Source organism: Nostoc sp. FACHB-892 (genome assembly GCF_014698795.1).
GTDB lineage: Bacteria > Cyanobacteriota > Cyanobacteriia > Cyanobacteriales > Nostocaceae > Nostoc.
The window spans coordinates 390,953-409,715 of record NZ_JACJTR010000001.1; the positions used below are offsets into that span (position 1 = coordinate 390,953).

General features: G+C 40.8%; 20 protein-coding genes. 6 read left to right on the forward strand and 14 right to left on the reverse strand.

Annotated features, from left to right (window positions below):
- The first annotated feature begins 786 nt into the window (after window positions 1-786).
- Both H6G96_RS01645 and ftsZ read left to right on the forward strand, forming a co-directional pair.
- Window positions 787-1,077, forward strand: coding sequence for a hypothetical protein (locus H6G96_RS01645; RefSeq protein WP_242063134.1), 291 nt, complete (start codon window positions 787-789; stop codon window positions 1,075-1,077).
- A 54-nt stretch (window positions 1,078-1,131) separates the two neighbouring features.
- Window positions 1,132-2,448 carry a cell division protein FtsZ gene (gene ftsZ, locus H6G96_RS01650; RefSeq protein ID WP_190909623.1) on the forward strand — a complete coding sequence of 439 codons (1,317 nt, stop codon included), beginning with the start codon at window positions 1,132-1,134 and terminating at the stop codon, window positions 2,446-2,448.
- A 443-nt stretch (window positions 2,449-2,891) separates the two neighbouring features.
- On the opposite strand, the gene gshB is transcribed toward ftsZ, so the two are convergent.
- From gshB to hflX, 4 genes are all read right to left on the reverse strand, one after another.
- Window positions 2,892-3,866: a glutathione synthase gene (gshB, locus tag H6G96_RS01655; protein WP_190909624.1), complete on the reverse strand. Its 975-nt coding sequence runs from the start codon at window positions 3,864-3,866 to the stop codon at window positions 2,892-2,894.
- 244 nt (window positions 3,867-4,110) lie between these two features.
- Entirely contained in the window at window positions 4,111-4,374 is a 264-nt protein-coding gene (gene grxC / locus H6G96_RS01660; RefSeq protein WP_190909625.1) for a glutaredoxin 3, read from the reverse strand.
- A 338-nt stretch (window positions 4,375-4,712) separates the two neighbouring features.
- Window positions 4,713-5,426 (reverse strand): PEP-CTERM sorting domain-containing protein, encoded by a 714-nt coding sequence (locus H6G96_RS01665; protein ID WP_190909626.1) that lies wholly within the window; start codon window positions 5,424-5,426, stop codon window positions 4,713-4,715.
- Between the two features lie 247 nt (window positions 5,427-5,673).
- Window positions 5,674-7,443, reverse strand: a complete 1,770-nt coding sequence (gene hflX, locus H6G96_RS01670) for a GTPase HflX (protein ID WP_190909970.1) — start codon at window positions 7,441-7,443, stop codon at window positions 5,674-5,676.
- A 162-nt stretch (window positions 7,444-7,605) separates the two neighbouring features.
- Between hflX and H6G96_RS01675 the strand changes: the two genes are divergently transcribed.
- Complete coding sequence (locus tag H6G96_RS01675; protein WP_190909627.1) at window positions 7,606-8,235, forward strand: Uma2 family endonuclease; 630 nt, start codon at window positions 7,606-7,608, stop codon at window positions 8,233-8,235.
- Between the two features lie 58 nt (window positions 8,236-8,293).
- On the opposite strand, the gene H6G96_RS01680 is transcribed toward H6G96_RS01675, so the two are convergent.
- The 8 genes from H6G96_RS01680 to H6G96_RS01715 form a co-directional block, all read right to left on the reverse strand.
- A complete protein-coding gene (locus tag H6G96_RS01680; RefSeq protein WP_242063135.1) occupies window positions 8,294-8,632 on the reverse strand; it encodes a tetratricopeptide repeat protein in 339 nt (112 codons plus the stop codon).
- Between the two features lie 91 nt (window positions 8,633-8,723).
- Entirely contained in the window at window positions 8,724-9,701 is a 978-nt protein-coding gene (gene cofG / locus H6G96_RS01685; protein ID WP_190909628.1) for a 7,8-didemethyl-8-hydroxy-5-deazariboflavin synthase subunit CofG, read from the reverse strand.
- Window positions 9,702-9,789: 88 nt separating this feature from the next.
- The gene (gene crtW, locus H6G96_RS01690; protein WP_190909629.1) at window positions 9,790-10,554 is read right to left on the reverse strand and encodes a beta-carotene ketolase CrtW; all 765 of its coding nucleotides are present in this window, start codon (window positions 10,552-10,554) and stop codon (window positions 9,790-9,792) included.
- A 306-nt stretch (window positions 10,555-10,860) separates the two neighbouring features.
- On the reverse strand, window positions 10,861-11,052 hold the full coding sequence (locus H6G96_RS01695; protein WP_190909630.1) for a chlorophyll a/b-binding protein: 192 nt from the start codon (window positions 11,050-11,052) through the stop codon (window positions 10,861-10,863).
- 337 nt (window positions 11,053-11,389) lie between these two features.
- The gene (locus tag H6G96_RS01700; protein WP_190909631.1) at window positions 11,390-11,839 is read right to left on the reverse strand and encodes an SRPBCC family protein; all 450 of its coding nucleotides are present in this window, start codon (window positions 11,837-11,839) and stop codon (window positions 11,390-11,392) included.
- Between the two features lie 19 nt (window positions 11,840-11,858).
- Complete coding sequence (locus tag H6G96_RS01705) at window positions 11,859-12,047, reverse strand: CPXCG motif-containing cysteine-rich protein (RefSeq protein WP_190728608.1); 189 nt, start codon at window positions 12,045-12,047, stop codon at window positions 11,859-11,861.
- Between the two features lie 84 nt (window positions 12,048-12,131).
- Window positions 12,132-13,787 carry a radical SAM protein gene (locus H6G96_RS01710; protein WP_190909632.1) on the reverse strand — a complete coding sequence of 552 codons (1,656 nt, stop codon included), beginning with the start codon at window positions 13,785-13,787 and terminating at the stop codon, window positions 12,132-12,134.
- 281 nt (window positions 13,788-14,068) lie between these two features.
- Window positions 14,069-14,266, reverse strand: coding sequence for a SemiSWEET transporter (locus H6G96_RS01715; RefSeq protein ID WP_242063147.1), 198 nt, complete (start codon window positions 14,264-14,266; stop codon window positions 14,069-14,071).
- On the opposite strand from H6G96_RS01715, the gene H6G96_RS41050 reads away from it, so the two are divergent.
- On the forward strand, window positions 14,193-14,378 hold the full coding sequence (locus H6G96_RS41050) for a hypothetical protein (RefSeq protein WP_242063153.1): 186 nt from the start codon (window positions 14,193-14,195) through the stop codon (window positions 14,376-14,378). The genes H6G96_RS01715 and H6G96_RS41050 overlap by 74 nt on opposite strands.
- A 123-nt stretch (window positions 14,379-14,501) precedes the next feature.
- On the opposite strand, the gene H6G96_RS01720 is transcribed toward H6G96_RS41050, so the two are convergent.
- Window positions 14,502-14,726: a hypothetical protein gene (locus H6G96_RS01720; RefSeq protein WP_190909634.1), complete on the reverse strand. Its 225-nt coding sequence runs from the start codon at window positions 14,724-14,726 to the stop codon at window positions 14,502-14,504.
- A 47-nt stretch (window positions 14,727-14,773) separates the two neighbouring features.
- The gene (locus H6G96_RS01725) at window positions 14,774-16,639 is read right to left on the reverse strand and encodes a hypothetical protein (RefSeq protein ID WP_190909635.1); all 1,866 of its coding nucleotides are present in this window, start codon (window positions 16,637-16,639) and stop codon (window positions 14,774-14,776) included.
- On the opposite strand from H6G96_RS01725, the gene H6G96_RS01730 reads away from it, so the two are divergent.
- A complete protein-coding gene (locus H6G96_RS01730; RefSeq protein ID WP_190909636.1) occupies window positions 16,622-16,819 on the forward strand; it encodes a hypothetical protein in 198 nt (65 codons plus the stop codon). The two genes, H6G96_RS01725 and H6G96_RS01730, sit on opposite strands and share 18 nt — an antisense overlap.
- Window positions 16,820-16,915: 96 nt before the next feature.
- The gene (locus H6G96_RS01735) at window positions 16,916-18,733 is read left to right on the forward strand and encodes a tetratricopeptide repeat protein (RefSeq protein WP_190909637.1); all 1,818 of its coding nucleotides are present in this window, start codon (window positions 16,916-16,918) and stop codon (window positions 18,731-18,733) included.
- The last annotated feature ends 30 nt before the right edge of the window (window positions 18,734-18,763 follow it).

Consider the following 18,763-nt stretch of genomic DNA (forward strand, 5'->3'; position numbering starts at 1 on the left):
AGGGCTTATTCTATAACACTTTTGACTTTTGATTTTTGACTTCCGCCGTGCGGTACTAGCGTGTTTAATATATTGATAGCTCCTAGTAAATTAAGAAGCTTTATGCTGATAAATATATTTATTATTTTCAGTTTTCTCGCAAACCGCCCGAAAATAGGCATTAACTTCTAATTAAAATGAGAAGAGCAATCATAAAATCTCCATTGCGAGTAAAACCCTCTCAATTGTGACCCTAACATCTAACTAATAGTAGGGTAGCTGTCGGACAGTCTAATGATGGTCTATGGCGTGAAAAACGTTTATGTCCATAGATTATTTGACTAAACCCAGTGCAAAAAGATAAAAATGCTTGAGTTTTCTATTAAGATTTGACTCATGAGCAAAGTATATTGGTGAAAAAGGTTTGTACTACTATCCAAGTGCAGAGCCAAAATGCTCTAACTTTGGTCTGTCGAGGATACTTCCAAAGACAGTTTACCGGAGTTTTAATCTGTAACTAAAAATACCGTTAAAGGTTACGTAAGTATTGCTTTTGGGCAATTATTTTGAACTGTTCTCTGCCGTAATTCCTATTAGATTACGAAACCTATGGGAAAATCTTGATTTGTTGACCACATTAGCGAAGGTTCTCGTAAGATAGATTATTGCTGCAACAAAGTGTCCATTAAGACCGCCCAAACAACAAATTAATCGGGTATAGTCTGACAAGTAATTTCTTGCTTACTTAAACCTTAAGGATAAGTAAGTATAAGGTAAATTCTGTGCCTAAAGTTGCAATTATCCCCAATGGTGAAATCTATTAACAATATTATTGAGGCAGATAAGATGCGCTGTAGTGTATCTTTACAATTTATGCCTTCTGCTGAAAATAATGAAGAGATTGATGTCTGGTTGAAGTTATACAGTTCACTTTTGGATAAATATAGGTATACTTCTCTGGAATTGGCTGTGCGATCGGCTGTGTTAAAAGCTTATCCCATAGCAAATTTTCGCACTGTCAATTCTGTTAGGCTTGGCAGTAGTGAAAACAAGAAAGAACAGTGCCATAGTATCGTGGCAGTGTCAAACTATAGTTGACTCTTAGGTGAATAACACCTGAAAAAGTCGTTTATCTACCCTTTCACGAATCCAATGACACTTGATAATAACCAAGGACTCACCTATAAAAATTCCCAATCTACGGGACAGCCGGGGTTTTCTCTGGCAGTTAACTCGACTAATCCCTTTAATAACTCTGGGTTAAACTTCGGACAAAATCACGAGAATAAGAAAGTTTCTGCGGAAAATAGCCGAATTGGCGAGATTGTTCCTGGCCGGGTTGCCAACATCAAAGTGATTGGTGTAGGCGGCGGTGGTGGCAATGCCGTTAACCGTATGATCGAATCTGATGTCTCTGGCGTAGAGTTTTGGTCAATTAACACTGATGCCCAAGCTCTTACCTTAGCTGGCGCTCCCAGTAGATTGCAAATTGGACAGAAGCTAACGCGGGGTTTAGGAGCAGGTGGTAATCCTGCCATCGGTCAAAAGGCAGCTGAGGAATCACGAGACGAAATTGCTACAGCTTTAGAGGGTGCAGACCTAGTATTTATCACTGCTGGTATGGGTGGTGGCACTGGGACAGGTGCAGCCCCGATTGTGGCAGAAGTCGCAAAAGAAATGGGCGCTCTTACTGTTGGTGTAGTCACACGTCCATTTGTTTTTGAGGGACGCCGCCGCACCAGCCAAGCGGAAGAAGGTATTCAAGGACTAAAAAGTAGAGTAGATACACTGATCATTATTCCCAACAACAAACTGTTGGAAGTGATCCCCGAACAAACGCCTGTGCAAGAAGCTTTTCGGTATGCAGATGATGTGTTGCGTCAAGGGGTGCAGGGTATTTCTGATATCATCACGATCCCCGGCTTGGTAAACGTTGACTTTGCTGATGTTCGAGCTGTAATGGCAGATGCAGGATCAGCATTGATGGGAATTGGAGTTAGCTCTGGAAAATCTAGAGCTAGAGAAGCTGCGATCGCAGCTATTTCTTCACCATTACTCGAATGTTCTATTGAAGGTGCTAGAGGAGTTGTTTTTAATATTACAGGTGGTACTGACCTGACCTTGCATGAAGTTAATGCAGCCGCAGAAGCAATCTATGAAGTAGTTGATCCCAACGCCAATATTATTTTTGGGGCTGTGATTGATGATCGGCTCCAAGGTGAGGTAAGAATTACTGTAATTGCTACCGGATTTACAGGTGAAGTGCAAGCTGTGCAACAACAAAGCGTAGCTAACGTTAGAGTAGCACCTAATACCTCGAAGCGACCAACAACACAGCAATCGGCGGTTAATCCTCCAACCTCAGCTCCGACTCCAAGTCCAAACCCAACTCCAATTCCAGAACCAAAAGAAAAACCTGGATTGGATATACCTGATTTCCTGAGAAACCGACGAACACCACGAAATTAAAAGATTTTGGATTTGAGATTTTAGATTAAATTAGTAGTCTCAGGTTAAGCTGAGTGCTGAATAAAATCTGCTAGTTTCAGGGTTCTACTAAGGGCAGGGGTAAGCAATCTGTTGCCATCCCCAATTTTGCTAATGGCTAAAAAACTCGTTAATGCTACTTTCTAGAAATAGCATGAACTTGGGCAGGAGTCTGCTGGCTCATATGTCCAGCTGTGTTTTTGGAACAAAAAAACCGGAAGACCTGCCCGACTAAAGATGCGACACCAAATATCCCGTCATAGACATGACATCGCTACATCTACCCCCGCGATCTATTAAGCTTATATTCGGTACAAGTAAATATATTTACTTAAAGTAAGTTGCGTGGGCGAGTTACCCACGCAAGCGTCCGAAGGAAGTCTGTTTTCTGGAAAATAGAACACGAATCAAAAAATAATTTACATTTATTTTTTGCTTTTGAGTTTCTGTTCAATCCATTGAATAACCTGATGACCAAGGTGAGTTCCATCTAGGCGATCAATCTCACGAATTCCGGTAGGACTAGTGACGTTAACTTCAGTGAGGTAGCCACCAATAATATCAATACCCACGAAAATTAAGCCGTCTTGACGTAAACGTTCGGCCAATTGGGTAGAAATTTCATACTCTCTTGGGGTAATTTCGGTTTGAGCAACTGTACCACCAGTTGCCATATTATTGCGAAAATCAGTTCCACTAGAGAGGCGATTGAGCGCACCAATTGGTTCCCCATTGAGCAGAATAATTCGCTTATCTCCTTCTTTTGCCTCCGGTAAATAAGTTTGTACCATTACTGGTACTCGACCTTGGAGGGTACTAAGTTCGACAATAGAGTTAAAATTGCGATCGCCTGATTGCAAAAACAAAATTCCTTCCCCAGCTTTGTTACCCAGTGGTTTGAGAACCGCAGATCCCTTTGCTTCGACAAATTTCCGGATAAACTCTTTATTAGCACTGACAATCGTTTCTGGAATCGCCTTGGTAAACTGGAGGGCATACATTTTTTCATTTGCCCCTCGGATGCCGCTAGGACTGTTAATCAGCAGGGTTTTATTTTGGTCAATGTAATCCAAAATGTAGGTGGCATAGAGGTAGGAATCATTGACAGGTGGATCTGTCCGCATAAATACGGCGTCCATTGTCTCTAAAGAAGTTAAGCAGGAATCACTCAACTTATACCAAGGATTTGCTGCTATCCAGCGTCCCTCCACCAACCGCACTGGTACAAGTTCGACTCGCTGTAGGACAGCCCAAGCTTTGCTCTCCACCACACTCAGCAGATTTGCCTGAGTTACCCAAACTTCGTGTCCCATAATTTGTGCTGCTTCAATCAGGGCAACACTGGTATCATGACACGGGTCAAGCAGATGGATGGGATCAATGATAAAAGCCAGTTTCACCCTTTATACCTCAATCACCAAGAAATTAAATGGTTATTCAATTATTATCTCTTGATGCTCTCACCAATTGACGTATATGTGTACTACTGAGTAGAAACTGGAGGCTAAAGCCTTGTGGACAGCTATCGCTTTTGTGAGAAGAAGTTCGTAAACAAGGCAGCGCATTGCTCTCCCTTCCAGAATTGTAGCGACTGCCGTGTAATTTGCAGCGGCTTGTCGCTAGTGATCGCAATATCTGCTAAGTTTACACGGAAGTTAGTAGCTCATCCAGCTTGCCTTGACTATCTAAAGCGTGGATATCATCACATCCACCAACATGATTATCATTGATGAAAATTTGCGGTAAAGAGCGCCGTCCATTTGCTCTTTGAGCCATTTTATTTCTGGCTACCTCATCTCCATCAATGCTGTATTCTGTAAATTCAACACCCTTACTCTTCAGCAAACTTTTGGCACGGATGCAAAATGGGCAAGTCCTCCAAGTGTAAATTTCTACTTTTGCAGCCATAACGTCCTCAAATTGATTTAATACTTCTTGATTTTAGAACTTTGCCACTGATTCTAACGGACTTATGCTGTTTTGACTTTATCTTCTTAAATAGATTTGTATAAATAAAGGTTAGTTCACAATGAAATCTTAACTTTCGACTTAGATGATATTTGCACCAAGTTTCTCAATAAATCAGTTATATTATGTTTGATTTCTGATTAATCAACAAATTTTATAGGATTAAGAGACACACCCAATGCCAATAGAGAACAATATGAGTTAACCGTATATTCTCTTAAAGAGTACATTTGGTATGTCCCAATAAAACTTCTACGAAACTGTAATTGAAGCTGGCACTAGAGCCTTTTTTTCGCTACTTTCAGCGCACCCAGAGCAAATAGACCAAGGGCAGCTAATGTAGTAGGCTCAGGTACTTTTTGAGTTGGTGGTTTCGGAGGAGTGTAGTAAGGGGCTTGTCCTTTAAGTTTGCTACTTTCTTCACGCTTGGTTCCAGAACCGACACTCATTAACCGCACTCCAAAATTTTGCTGAGAAAACTGAGCCAACGTTAAAGCTTTGGAACTATCGGTATGAAATAGGGTAAAGATGGTAGATTGAATATCGCCTTTCCCTCCACCTATACCTTCTTGACCAATTTCTACCCCAGCATCAAAGAAGTTTATCTGCTTACCGTTGCCGTTCAGATTGTTGTTACTGCTGCCAACAGAGTCAACTGTTCCAGCAGGGCCAAATTTGCTAGCTGTTACATCTGTACCCACTACTTTTAGACCGCTAAGGAGTGAGTCATCTAAAATGTTGAAGAAAATACCGCGGATATCAGCAATTGTGTTGCTGCCAGTGGATAAATAATCTACTTTAAACTGAACTTTGCCAGACCCTGCTATTGCGTCATCTAAGGTAAACTTCACCCGAGTATCCGCACCGGTGAAGTCATTGATAGTGAAACTCATCGAGGCGGCATTAGCAGGGGCAAAAGCCGAAGACGATATTACAACAACAGTAGCAGCTAAAAAGGAGGGTACTCGTAAAGTTGAAAATAGATGTTTCATGTTAATCAATGCTTGGAAAACAGAATGGTAAGACTCAGCTGTTAAGGATGGGAATTTGCTGTTTGCTATCTATGTAAAATTAGATGCACCCAGTGATAAGCCTTTTACCACTCTAGAGATTGAATTAAAAGTTGTCTATTATACAAGCATTAGTTCAAGAAGACTTTATTTTTGGCTTTATTTTAAGAAAAAACTCAGCATTAATGCTGAGTTTTAGAAATATTAAATACGGTTTATTTGTAAGTATTTATCCGCAGTCAACCGCATATTCAATCAACTGGGCAAGGCGCTGACGTAAGGTTTCTAATCCCAAGCGTTCACTGGCTGAAATAAACACCGCTAAGGGAAATTCTTCTCTAGCTAAAGCTAGCGTTTCACTATTTGCTTGATCGATCTTGTTAAAAATAACTAGTGCCGGGCCAGGAGTTATTGGCATTTGTGCCAAGATTTCTCTGACTGAGCGAATATGACGCAACCAAGCGGGGTGAGACAAATCCACCAAATGTAGTAGGGCATCGGCTTCTGTGACTTCCTCCAAGGTGGCGCGGAAGGCATCCATTAACGATGCAGGTAGTTCGTGTATAAACCCTACCGTATCTGTAATCAGAATTTCTTGGTGTTCATTTGTTTCACCATAAGGAATCACCAGGCGGCGCGTTGTGGGATCAAGAGTTGCAAATAACTGGTCGGCTGTATAAACTTCTGCATTCGTGAGAGCATTTAATAAGGTAGACTTTCCAGCGTTGGTATATCCAACCAAAGCCACTGAGGGAACTTCTCGATGCTGTCGTCGCTGGCGTAACCGTGAACGATGGGCTTGTAACTGGTTCACTTCTTTTTGCAGTCGGGAAATACGCTGCCCAATAGCACGGCGTTCAGTTTCCAGTTTAGTTTCACCAGGGCCACGAGTCCCAATACCACCACCTAATCGGGACATGGTGCGACCTCTACCAGCCAGTCGCGGTTGCATGTATTCTAACTGTGCTAGTTCTACTTGCAATTTACCGGCACGAGATTGAGCGCGTTGAGCAAAGATATCCAAAATCACTTCGGTGCGGTCAACCACCCGAATACCAATTTGCATTTCTAAGTTGCGGACTTGGGAGGGTGAAAGGTCGCGGTCGAAGACAACGAGATTAACTCCTAGTGTTTGGGCAGTTAGGGCAATTTCTTGCACCTTACCTTCACCAACTACTGTCTGGGGATGAATGCGCGATCGCTTTTGTTGTATTGTCTGTAATACGTCTCCTCCAGCAGTATCAACTAAACGTGCCAATTCCATTAGGGTGTCTTGGAATTGTAGGGGAGTTGTTTCACTGGTCATCAGCCCCACAATTAGCACGCGATCGTGATCAGAATCTACTTCCTGGGCGATAAATTCCCGTTGGAATTCCGCTTCCAGATTTTCTACTAAGTCTACTAAATCCTGGTCTGCCAGATCATCCAAGCTTAGAGGTGGCGATATATTCCAACTTGGGGATTGGATTTGTTTAGAGTGAGCGAAGCCGAATTGGCTTTCCTCTACTTTGACAGCAGCAGGACTAGGAATCAGGGTGCGAGAGTCTTGGGGTGTCAGATGAGCTAGGTAAGTTTCTTTCACATACCCGGTAGCACCCCCTCCCCGCCGTGTAAATCCCGTTCCGGTAATGTTTAGGACAACTAGGGCATCTAAGCGTTGCAGTGCCATAGCCGTGAGCGCCGCTTCATTGGGCGGTTCTGCCTTGAGATGGGTGGCAATACAACGAATACCACTAAGTCGTTCTGCACCGTAACGGGGCAATTCCATCGGTGGTATTTGGGTTTGACGTGGTGTGCCTACCCCAACGCGAATCACTTGTCCACGACGGTTAATGTAAGCACACACAGGCTGATTAATTTCTGTGCTAATTGCTGCCAGACGCTGGGAAAACTCGGACGTGGTGATGCGATCGCCCGGTATACGCTGGTGATACAGCCGCTGTAGTTGCTTCAGCTGGCTGGATTTCAAACCTTGGAGATTTCCAAAAATAGTTTCTATAGGCGTTTATGACCAGTAAAATGGCCCCCCGAATCCTTATATGTCTATTTTACAACAGGGTTTAGGCTCCTATCTATCTCCTTTGAGGGATGCATTGTGAATTAGTTCGCGGGGGGTATGGATTTGACGCTATTTTGGTGGTAGTAATCCACAAATCGAGCAATGGTAACAACACGCGCCGCCTCACAACAAAGGGCTGTATTGAGAAATATCAGCTGGCAGACTTTTGAAACTATGCTAGCTGAGATTGGAGAGGATAGAGCCTCTCGAATCACCTATGACCAAGGAACGCTGGAAATTATGACCCCACTGATGCCGCATGAACATTGGAATTGTTTGTTGAAACTGCTCATTTTCGTTTTGGGTGAAGAGTTGAATTTAGAGATTTTTCCTACAGGTTCAACGACTTTGAAACGGGAAGATTTGCGGCGTGGCGCGGAACCAGATAGCAGTTACTATATTCGCAATGAAGCGTTGGTGAGGAACAAATCAGAAATTGATTTGAACCATGACCCAGCACCAGATTTAGTAGTAGAAATAGATTTCACGAGTTCTTCGCTGAATAAATTCGATATTTATGCGTCTTTAGGTATTATGGAAATTTGGCGTTATGACAAAGGTGTGCTGTATATTTACCAACTGCAACAAGCGCAATATATAGAGTGTAATTATTCGCCAATTTTTGCACAATTACCTTTAATTGAAATTACTCGATTTTTAGAAGAAAGCCAAAGTATTGGCGTGATGAAAATGACGCGTAATTTTCGAGAATGGGTGAAGGAACAAATTTAAGTATTTAGTACTATATCGGCATCGCTACATTAATTTAGTATTTATAGCATTTATTGAATCAATGCTTGAAACCGCTCATCTTCACGGATACATCAAAATCAGAGTCGGTTTTTGCCCATTCACGACATTCATCAGGGCTTAGATTAATTGCTTTTTGTAAATTTTCTAGTATCTGTTCAGTATTACCTTGAAGTGCATAAATGTAAGCTTTGTTGTACCAAGCTTCGTGGTCATCTGTTTTAAATTTTAGTGCTTGGTTGTAGGATGCGATCGCTTTTTTGTAATCTTGTCCAGCAAACTGAGAAATTTGTGCTTCTACACTTAAACTTTCAAAAGATACCTCAGTCAGCGCCAAATCTTTTAAATCTTGCCAACCCTCTTTTAACCAGTTGAGCAAAATGTTGGGAGAGGCGTATTTTTTAATAGTTAAGAGAATATCTGTATATTGCGCTCGGAGTCAAGTTCGGTGCTACACGGATAAAACCTACCTACAGAAAAACTGGTGTTAGAGTTTTTCGCCACCGTTTCACTGCTATTTGTAATTCAACCGACAACCAACTATCAAATTGCGGGTAAACTGGCGATCGCGGCACCAATTCCCACCCAGCAGGTTGTAAAATTTCTCTCAATGCCTGTTCCTGAATATGGGGATAATCGGGATTCACTTCATCTCTTGGCCCAATTCCACCCAAGTCTCGCGCACCAGCTTCGATACAAGCGAGTAACCATCGGTTATCCTTAACTAAATTGGGCGGAATTTGAATAGTAATATCTGGCGGTAAAATCTGACGCGCCCTAAAAATGACTTCTGGTAACTGATGAGGATCAAAAGGAGGTGCATCAAAAGTTTGCTGATGTCCAGGACTATGAGGTTGCAGGATAACTTCTTGAATGTGATGGTAACGTTGGTGCAAGTTAGATATAGCTTCTAAGGTTTCCCACCAATCATTTACAGTTTCTCCAATTCCCAAAAGTAACCCAGTTGTAAAGGGAATCTGCAACTCTCCCGCCCATTGTAATTGTTGTAAACGAACTTCTGGTAATTTACTTGGTGCGTGGCGATGTACAGTATTTAGCAATGTTGGTGTTAACTGTTCCAACATCAGCCCCATTGAAACATTCACACCTTTCAGCTTTTGCATTTCCTCAAAACTCAGGGGGCCTGCATTAGTATGCGGTAAAAAACCCATTGAAAGCGTTAACTTGCACAAATCGTAAATCCGCCCAAACCACGCCTGACGCATTGGCGAATAGGGATGCACTTCACCGCAGAGGATGAGGATTTCACAGACTTTTTCACTTTGAAGTGGTTGTAAAATACTTTCTGCATCTGAAAGACTCATCCAGGGGCTTTTACCCGGTTCGGTACGAAAGTTGCAGTAACTACAGCGATTAAAGCACTCGTAAGTAGGAACGATTGTATAAGCGGGGCTATAGGTGATAAGACGGCAATTATTAATTGGCATAAGCAGGATAATCTATTAGTAAAAATAATGTCTTGTTCAAACTGTATAGATTACTGTGTGACTGTTGCTGCCATTTGCTACTATTATGCTAGTATTTTGCTTTGTAAATTTCTGGTAACTGCCACCAACAAACATTGGGATATTCGTGATGTTCTTCGTGGTAGCCAAAATGATAGCAAGTGATAAATGACCACCAAATAGGACGGCTAATTGTTTGGGCACGATGAGGTTGAACATAACCCCCTATTGGTTCACTATGGGGTAAAAAAGTACCAAAATAGAATAATTGTAATGAACTTAAAAGCGAGGGTAGCACCCAAAAGTAAGTTAAATTATCACTTGGTATATGGAGTATGTATTTAGAAAAGTTATAAATACTAGTCAAGGCAATTATTTGTCCCCAACTCCAGTAACCTTTCATAAAATGAAAATACCAAGCAAAGAAATTTTGGTGTTTCCCATTATGAAAATCTGGGTCTATTTTACTTGCTGGATTATGGTGGTGTAACCAATGTTTTTTCAATAATTTTTGATATGGTAAAAGACCATAAAGGGATAGGGTCAATGTCCCAATAAAATGATTGAGCTTGGGGTTCTGAGGAAATACTACCCCATGCATGGCATCATGAGATGTAATAAATAATCCCGTATATAAAAATGTCTGCCAAAGTATAACAGGCAATAAAATCCAAAATTTTAGCTTGGAGATGTCAAGAGAAAGTAATAAACTCAGGCTAATTACCCATGTGCTAACAATGACAATAGCAATGAAAAGCCCTTTAAACTCCAATTTCCTTTTTACTACTGGAGTCAGTTTTGTTTGATGACTGGATGGTTCTTCTAACTGGATCACGCTTTTACTCCGCCTAGTATTTAGGTGAAAATTCCAAAAATATAGTCATGACAAAAACAACTAACCGATAAACTCTGTTAGTGGTTAATTTTTTACATTCGACAACGCCAATGCTCTAATATATGTAGAAATATTAAGATACTTTAACTAGTATTGCATAAGCAACTGTATTCTAAAAGCTGTTTTCGCTTGGAAGGCTGGATTGTATGAGTAATGGCACTGCACAGTTTAGTATTTAATATAACCAGTACCTTGATACCTTGAAAGTCCTAAGCCTGCAAAAAAGACCGCCAATAGGCAGGGAGTTTAGGGAATGAGGTGAAGTACGTCCCGCACTACGCTATAACCATTGAGATCCCAAAGTAGGTAAGCTAGAAAACCGATCATAGCCAAGCGACCGTTCCAAAGTTCAGACTGAGGAGTTATCCCAAGTTCACCAGCATTTCGGTCTTTGCCATTGTATGCAGTTTCAGTTTTATCACTAGGATAAAGTGCCATTGTTAAGTTTCCTTAAAAAGCTAATTATATTGTTAATATTACTTAACTTACCAATTTGGCGGTATCTATCTCTAGCTTCAAACTAGAAGCAACTCTAAAGAATGATATTTTAAGGAAGTTCAGGAAATACTTCTCTAACAAAAGTTCAATGATAGATTTTATTAGATTATAGAGCAGAGGTATTTTTACCAAATAACTGTTCAAGAAGACTTGTACCGGGACGTTATGGTACTGATTACAGGTGCTTCTAAAGGCACTGGCAAAGCAACGGCTCTTTTATTTGGGAGACAAGGGTTGAAGAGTCAGGATAATTAATTTTTGCTACCAGCACATTGTGCTATTGTGATTCACATTCTCGTTTCGTTACATAGTGGCGATAGCGAAACATTGCTTCTAGTTGCACTTGCACTAACCAACCACTGACAAATTCAACTGTTCCTCCGCCAGGCATGGAGAAGGAGATAGCATCAGTCAGCCTAGTTTTGCCAGCTTCCGGTTCAAATTCATGTCGATGTACCCAAGACTCAAAGGGACCAGATATTTGTTCGTCGGTAAACAGGCGATATTTTTCATATTCAGTATGACGCGCTAACCAAGTTAAGGGTAATGGGCCGAGAAACAGGCGAAATTCTGTGATAGCACCTACATTTAGCCCACCCTCACGACGAACCACTTGGACTGGCTGCCAAGGTGGATTCAACAGTTGCAAAATATCTGGCCGTTCGTGAAATTTCCAAACTACTTCTGTTGGGGCATTAATTACTGAGGAATGTTTAAAGTGCAGCATGGAAAGAAAAACCTAAAATTCAACTTTCGGATTCTGTATCAATTTCGATATCTAAGGTATCTTCATCAACCCGGACATACAAAATATTTGGGTTACAGCAAACTTGACAATCTTCAATATAAGATTGCTGTCCTCCAGCACTCAAATCAATAAAAGTTAAGTTCGGTTCGCCGCAATAGGCGCAGTAATACTCAGCTGTGTTTTGCATCAAGTTTTCAGGATTGGGAATTGGGCATTGGGAATTGGGAATTGGGCATTTTAATCTTAGTCCTTAATCCCCAGTCCCTAGTCCCTAGTTCCTAATGCCCAGTAACGGTTGTAATTCCTTTGGAGATGGGTTGATATAACTCTGAGCATCAGCCAAATGCTTTAGTAGTGTAGACTGTGGCAGAGGCCCTTGCAAGTGGCTCCAAGGTAATACTTGCTCTGTAGGCCAATCAGCGTGGACGTAGAAATCTAAGTCAGGGATTTGTCCTTTGAGTTGTTTGAAAGCACGTTTGTAGCTACCCAAGGAGTCGCCAAAGTCACGAGTAAGTTGGAGGAGTTGGGAGACTCTGCGATCGCCTCTCGACAATAAAGCCTGTATAATCGACCAATTATAGCTTTCTGGGCGAAACTCTATTCCCTGTGGTTTTAGCTGTTTTTGTAAAAACTGCAACCGCTTTTCTGCTTGGCGATTCACCCCAAACCATTGAAAGGGTGTGTGTGCTTTGGGTACAAAGGTGCTGCATCCGAATGTTAGGCGCAATCCCGGCGCAGCTTTTTTGATATTACGCATCATCGCTACGGTTTGCTCTAAATCTTCTGTTTCTTCACCGGGAATTCCTGCCATTCCGTAGAGTTTCAAGCTTTTCAATCCGCCAGCTTTGGCATTTATCGCAGCTTGGATAATTTCGTCGTTATGCAGCTTTTTGTTGATGATTTGGCGGATTTTCTCAGAACCACTCTCTACTGCAATGGTAAGCGATCGCGTGTCTCGTTTCGTCAAAGTTTCTGCTAACTGGACTGTTACGGTATCGGTTCGCACTGAGGCAATGCTAAGACGCACATCATCGTACTTTGGCTGACTAATATAATCTAGTAAAGCCTCAAATTCTGGGTGCTGAGTTACAGAAGCGCCCAATAATCCTAGCCGATTTGTGACTTCTAAACCTCTTTCAATAGCTGGAATTAATGAACTTTCAAGACTGGCTGTTCTAAAAGGCAGTGTCAGATAACTCGCCAAACAAAAGCGGCACATTTCTGGACAACTTCTCACCACTTCCACCATGTAAATATTTTCCCATGCGGCTTTTTCGGTGACTACAGTCGAAGCCGATAGAGTATTTCCCCGATAAGTTTGCTTTTGCACCACTGGGGGAATTTCGGGAGAAATTGGTTGAATTGACTTTATCGCACCATCTATGCTGTGATATTCCACCTCATACAAACTGGGAATATAAATTCCTGGGATTTGTGCAAGTCTTTTTAGTTGAGTTCGTCTAGAAGCATTTCTAACTTCTTTGTACGCCTCAATGAAATTTCCCAGGAGGTTTTCGCCATCCCCCAGTAAAATTACATCAAAAAAATCTGCGAAAGGTTCAGGATTCGCTGTGAGAACCGGGCCACCACCAAAAATTATCGGATGAGAATCATTGCGAGAAGTTGCCAGAATCGGAATTTCTAAAGATTCCAGCAGATTTAAAATATTCACATAATCCAGTTCCCAGGAAATTGAAAATCCCATAATTTCCGGGGTTCTGGGGAGTTGTTCGTGAGTATCTGTAAACAGGCGACTCACCTGCACATCATCACGCATAGCCAAAGTTGCCCAAACTACCTGATAGCCGAGGCTAGTGATACCTACGCTGTACTCATTGGGGAAGGCAAAAATGATGGGGATAGCGTCGGTGTCTGGGTTAGCGGGGGTGAAAAGGAGGCGTTCAGAGGTAAATACAGATGATGTCACAGGTGTTTTTTAGGGGTGTTTGAATAATGGAGTCTCATAGAATTCGTGCCTACATAGGCAAAAACTACTTTTCCTTCTCTTTTCTACGAGATGCTACGCGAACGTGGGTTTTCACGGTATCTGGGAAACCTCTCTCTAAATCTCTCTCCTCTTAGGAGAGAGACTTTGACTTTTCCCCCTTCCCGCGTCGGGAAGGGGATTAGGGGGTTAGGTGTTTCGTTTTAGTCCGCGCAGGCTGCCGAGAGTTTGTGTAGCCGCGATTTATAGTCGCCAGGGCTTCTTTATCTATATTTAATTTTAAGCCATAGAATTATCAAGTTAAAAAACAATGTCACACTATTAGCAAGAATAATTGGCAATGCTTGTAAATAGATTCCATAGATTAACCACAAAAAAACACCAGTTATGAATGTAATCAACGTCACCAAAGAAACATCTTTGGCTGATTTAGTTTGCCACGTTTTAAACATCTGTGGCAAAAAAGAGATTGTGGTTATTGTGGCAGCCGCTAATCCTAGAATTGTTAGAAAATCCATTGCGATGCAAACCTATAAAATAAAGTTTTCATTGGTTAAACAACTTATAAATTGATTTTTATAATACTGTATTAACGTCTTCGGGTTTACATTGTAATGTAAGGTAGAAATTGGAAAAACTAAAAAGGAAAAAGACTTTAACTCTTTTCCCTTTTTAGTAAAGGATATGTGATTGACACTAGGAAAACCTATCAATTAATTCTTCACGGGATAACTGCAACAGTAAAGGCGTAAACTCTTCTGGTGGTAACGTCAATAAAGGTTCAAGAATTGCTTGAAGCTCATTATCTATTTCACCAAAGCGAACTTTGAGCAAGTTTTCCACCACCAAGCGTTCTCCCTGCTGAATTCCTTGTTGTTTAGCCTGTTCTCGATCTTGTTGGTAAAGTGGTGCTAATCGCATAAGTAATTCCCTATCTTCCTCGTCTTGATTTTGAGAGACTTATAAGTTTATTTACCATTGTCTGACGTTTTTTTGAGATAAGACTTAGCCCAAGCATATCGTTTTGAATCTTTTTTCAGTAGGTACTCTATTACTTCCCGACGCTTGTTTTCATCCTTAGCATTTTTCACTACTCGCTTGATTTCAGAATCCATATCTCTAGGATTAGCCCCACGTTTGATTGCTTCTTCAAACCAATACTCACCATCTGAATATTGATGCCGTTCAAAACAAATAGCTCCCATCAAGGTATAAGGGTGATGGCTTTTTGGTTGATGCTCAATAGCTTGACGAGCGCAATTTTCTGCTTTATCTAGTTTTTCAATATCTCGAAAGGCTCCACCTCTGCTAGTTAGTAAAGCTGCCTTGAGTTTATTTTCTTTAATTTTGTCGAATTCCAAATTATTTGTCAGTTGCAATGCCTGTTTTGGTTCATCTGCTTTACGCCAATGGCTACTAGCATTTGCTAAGTTCCATTTGTTCTCAGTGCGCTGAAACTCCTGCTCATAGAAATTTGCCTCAATTGTGTGGTAAGCAATCAAAATCTTACCAGAGAATAATTTAATCCCTTGATACTGAGGCTCTTTTTGCCACCTATAATAACTATATGTTGCTAGAGGCACTTCAATTCTATTTTCCTGAAGCCAAGCAATATCTGTTGGTTCAAGTCGCTCTTTTAACTCAAGTTTTTGCAAAATTGTGTATAAAAGACTGGTGTGTGATTTATCTTGATAGTCTAAAACATCATATTTTGTTTTCAAGGCTGTAAAATGCTTTTCTTGAGCGAGAATAATGATATCTTCACGTCTATTATTTTTCAGCCACTCAATTTCTGATTCATTAAGTAGTTCTCCTAAATCTATTTTATATTTTAGGGTAGAGACGTATTTTTCATTTGCAATTTCTATAATCCCAGTCAGCTTGCGTTTTTTGAGGAAGTTAATATCCTGTTCACCTAACTGATTGGACAATTCAAGCCTTTTGAGAATTTTGTACAGGTGACTCTTAGGCGTTGAATCCTGATACTCAGTTGCTTTATACTTAGCTTTTAAGGCAGCAAATTCTCGTGTTTGTTCCAATTCTTGAGCAATGGCAATTGTTTCGCTAAATCCTTTCTGTTCCAGCCAGTTAATTTCTGAATCACTCAAATGATTTTTTGCGTCAATATTTTGCAGTATTAGATATAGCGGACTGGATAATGATAAATCTGAATACTTAATTGCTTGGTATTTATCTTTTAATTCAGCAAAGTTAGCTTCTTTTACTGACTCTTGCTGCTTAAAAATTTCTGCTGTTTCCAAAAGTTGGTTATTAATAAGCCAATTATATTCAGAATTACTTAAACTTTGTGTAACCTCTAATTTTTTTAGTATTTGATATAGTTTACTATCAGGATATGAGTCTTGATATTGAGTAGCTTTGTATTTAGATTTAAGTTGAGTAAATCGTTTTACCTCTTGAGCAATTTGATTCGTCTCATGTAAACCGTTTGCTCTTAACCATTTAACTTCTGAATCAGTGAGTAAATTTCCTGACTCAAGTTTCAAAAGAAGGAAATACAGACGACTTGATTGCCAAGAAATGTTATCTTTTGTAGCTTTATACTTAGATTTTAATTTTGAGAATTCAAATTCTAGATTGCCGAATTCTTGGAATCTATGTTGCTGCTCTTGCTTGATAGCTTCTAAAGTCTCTTTAAGCTCAGACTCTCCCAACCAATTAAGTTCTAAATCACTAAGTTCAATACCTAAATCAACTTTTCGTAAAATCAGATACAACAGACTTGCGGGTGATGAATCGTTATATTTAGTTGCTTGGTACTTGGACTTTAGGCTAGTAAAGTGTTCTAAACGATTTTGAGACTGTTTACGCATATTGCTAGTAGATGCGATCGCACTTGGTTAAATGTATTATCCGCTACTATATCAATACCAGTAGAAAACGGCGAGTCAAACACCCACCGTTCTTATTTGCGGTGCTTGCTGCTGTTTAAGTCGCCTGAAATTCGTCACACTGAATATAAGCTCACAGAAAATCAGGAATTAAAATCTTAGCAAGAGGCACAATAGTAGCTGGAGCGATTTTCAAAATATATCGTTAAAAATCCCGTTGCCTGAAAGCTAGATAATGTCGAAATCCCAAAAAATTATATGAATGCTGAAGAATTATTAAACCAAGGATTAAACCAAAATTTGCAAGGGGATTATCAAGGGGCAATCGCAGCTTACACCCAAGCAATCAAATTCAATCCTAATTATGCCGAAGCTTACTATAATCGAGGAATTATTCTAAGTGGTCAACTCAAAGATTATCGTAATGCGATCGCAGATTTTAATCGCGCCATAGAAATCAATCGCAATTTTGCCACAGCCTACTGTCACCGAGGTAATGCACGTTACTTTTTAGCCGATTACGAAGGAGCGATCGCAGATTATAACCAAGCTTTACAAATCGATCCAAATCTCGCCCAATCTTACCACAGCCGGGGTAATGCTTACTTTGCTTTAGAAAAATACGACAAAGCAATCGCTGATTATATACAAACAATTGAAATTAGTACCCAGTTAGCTGATAATATTAATATTGATATTGCCAATGCTTATCATAATCGGGGTGTAAGTTGTTTTGAAAAGGGCGATTATCAAGGAGCGATCGCTGATTTTCAACAAGCTTTACAATGGCATCCAAATTTTGCCGCAGCCTACAGCAATCGGGGTAATATTCACCATATCTTAGGAAATTTTCCCGAAGCGATCGCTGACCATGACCGGGCATTACAATTAAATCCAAGCTTGGCAGAGGCTTATCATAACCGAGGTAACGCTCACTACTCTTTAGCAGAGTATCAAAGTGCGATCGCAGATTACAACCGCGCCCTAGAAATTAATCCCAGGTTTGCCGGAGCATATTACAATCGCGGTTTAGTTCTTGCTCATCTCAAAGAATATCACCGAGCAATTGAGGATTTTAACCAAGCATTAAAGTTCAATCCTGATGATATACAAGCATATTCTGAGCGAGGTCTTGTTCGTAGTACTCTTGGGGATTATGAGGGTGCGATCACAGATTATGACAAAGCGTTACAAGAAAATCCGACTTTAGCTTTAGTATACGGCTTTCGGGCGAACGCTCGTCGCCGACTGGGAGATTATCAAGGCGCAATTGAAGATAGTAATCGCCTATTACAACTCAATCCTAGTTTAGCTGAAGGATATTGCGATCGCGCGGCGGCTCGTCGTTCTTTAGGAGATCATAAAGGAGCAATTAAAGATTATGATCGGGCATTACAAATTAATGATAACTTAGCCGCAGCTTATTATGGTCGGGGGATTGCCCGTGAAGCCCTGCAAGATTTACAGGGAGCAATTGATGATAACACCCAAGCAATAGAGTTGGTTCCTGAATTTTCGCAAGCGTACTGCAATCGAGGTAATGCTCGTCGTCTTTTGGGGGATGAACAAGGAGCGATCACAGATTATAATCAGGCATTAGAAATTAATCCCGATTTAATTGAAGCATATTACAACCGAGGTTCTACCCATTATGCTTTAGAAGAATATGAAAGTGCGATCGCAGATTACACTCAAGCTTTGCAAATAAATCCCCAATCTGCTGCATTTTACAGCGATCGTGCTAATGCCCGCTATGCCCTAGAAGATTATCAAGGGGCAATAGAAGATTACAGTCGGGCGATCGCGATCGACCCTAGCTTTGCTGAAGACTGGTACAATAGGGGTCGTAGCCGTTCTTTATTGGGAGACTTGCAAGGAGCGCTTACAGATTTGAACCTCGCTTTACAACGTCAACCTCATTGGGCTTCAGCTTACATCCTTCGGGCAGATGTCTACCGAAATCTGGGTGACTCCCAAAGAGCAATTGCGGATTTCCAGAAATCCGCAGACTTGTATTACCAAGAAGGAAATATTCAGTATTATCAACAAATTATTGAGCTAATTGAACAGCTTTGATGAGGGGATTGGGTACTGGGGATTAGGCAT

Coding starts and splice junctions, on each gene's coding strand:
- H6G96_RS01645 (WP_242063134.1), top strand. CDS start 787: ATGGTGAAATCTATTAACAATATTATTGAGGCAGATAAGATGCGCTGT.
- ftsZ (WP_190909623.1), top strand. CDS start 1,132: ATGACACTTGATAATAACCAAGGACTCACCTATAAAAATTCCCAATCT.
- grxC (WP_190909625.1), bottom strand. CDS start 4,374: ATGGCTGCAAAAGTAGAAATTTACACTTGGAGGACTTGCCCATTTTGC.
- H6G96_RS01665 (WP_190909626.1), bottom strand. CDS start 5,426: ATGAAACATCTATTTTCAACTTTACGAGTACCCTCCTTTTTAGCTGCT.
- H6G96_RS01675 (WP_190909627.1), top strand. CDS start 7,606: ATGGTAACAACACGCGCCGCCTCACAACAAAGGGCTGTATTGAGAAAT.
- cofG (WP_190909628.1), bottom strand. CDS start 9,701: ATGCCAATTAATAATTGCCGTCTTATCACCTATAGCCCCGCTTATACA.
- H6G96_RS01695 (WP_190909630.1), bottom strand. CDS start 11,052: ATGGCACTTTATCCTAGTGATAAAACTGAAACTGCATACAATGGCAAA.
- H6G96_RS01700 (WP_190909631.1), bottom strand. CDS start 11,839: ATGCTGCACTTTAAACATTCCTCAGTAATTAATGCCCCAACAGAAGTA.
- H6G96_RS01705 (WP_190728608.1), bottom strand. CDS start 12,047: ATGCAAAACACAGCTGAGTATTACTGCGCCTATTGCGGCGAACCGAAC.
- H6G96_RS41050 (WP_242063153.1), top strand. CDS start 14,193: ATGAATGTAATCAACGTCACCAAAGAAACATCTTTGGCTGATTTAGTT.
- H6G96_RS01720 (WP_190909634.1), bottom strand. CDS start 14,726: ATGCGATTAGCACCACTTTACCAACAAGATCGAGAACAGGCTAAACAA.
- H6G96_RS01725 (WP_190909635.1), bottom strand. CDS start 16,639: ATGCGTAAACAGTCTCAAAATCGTTTAGAACACTTTACTAGCCTAAAG.
- H6G96_RS01735 (WP_190909637.1), top strand. CDS start 16,916: ATGAATGCTGAAGAATTATTAAACCAAGGATTAAACCAAAATTTGCAA.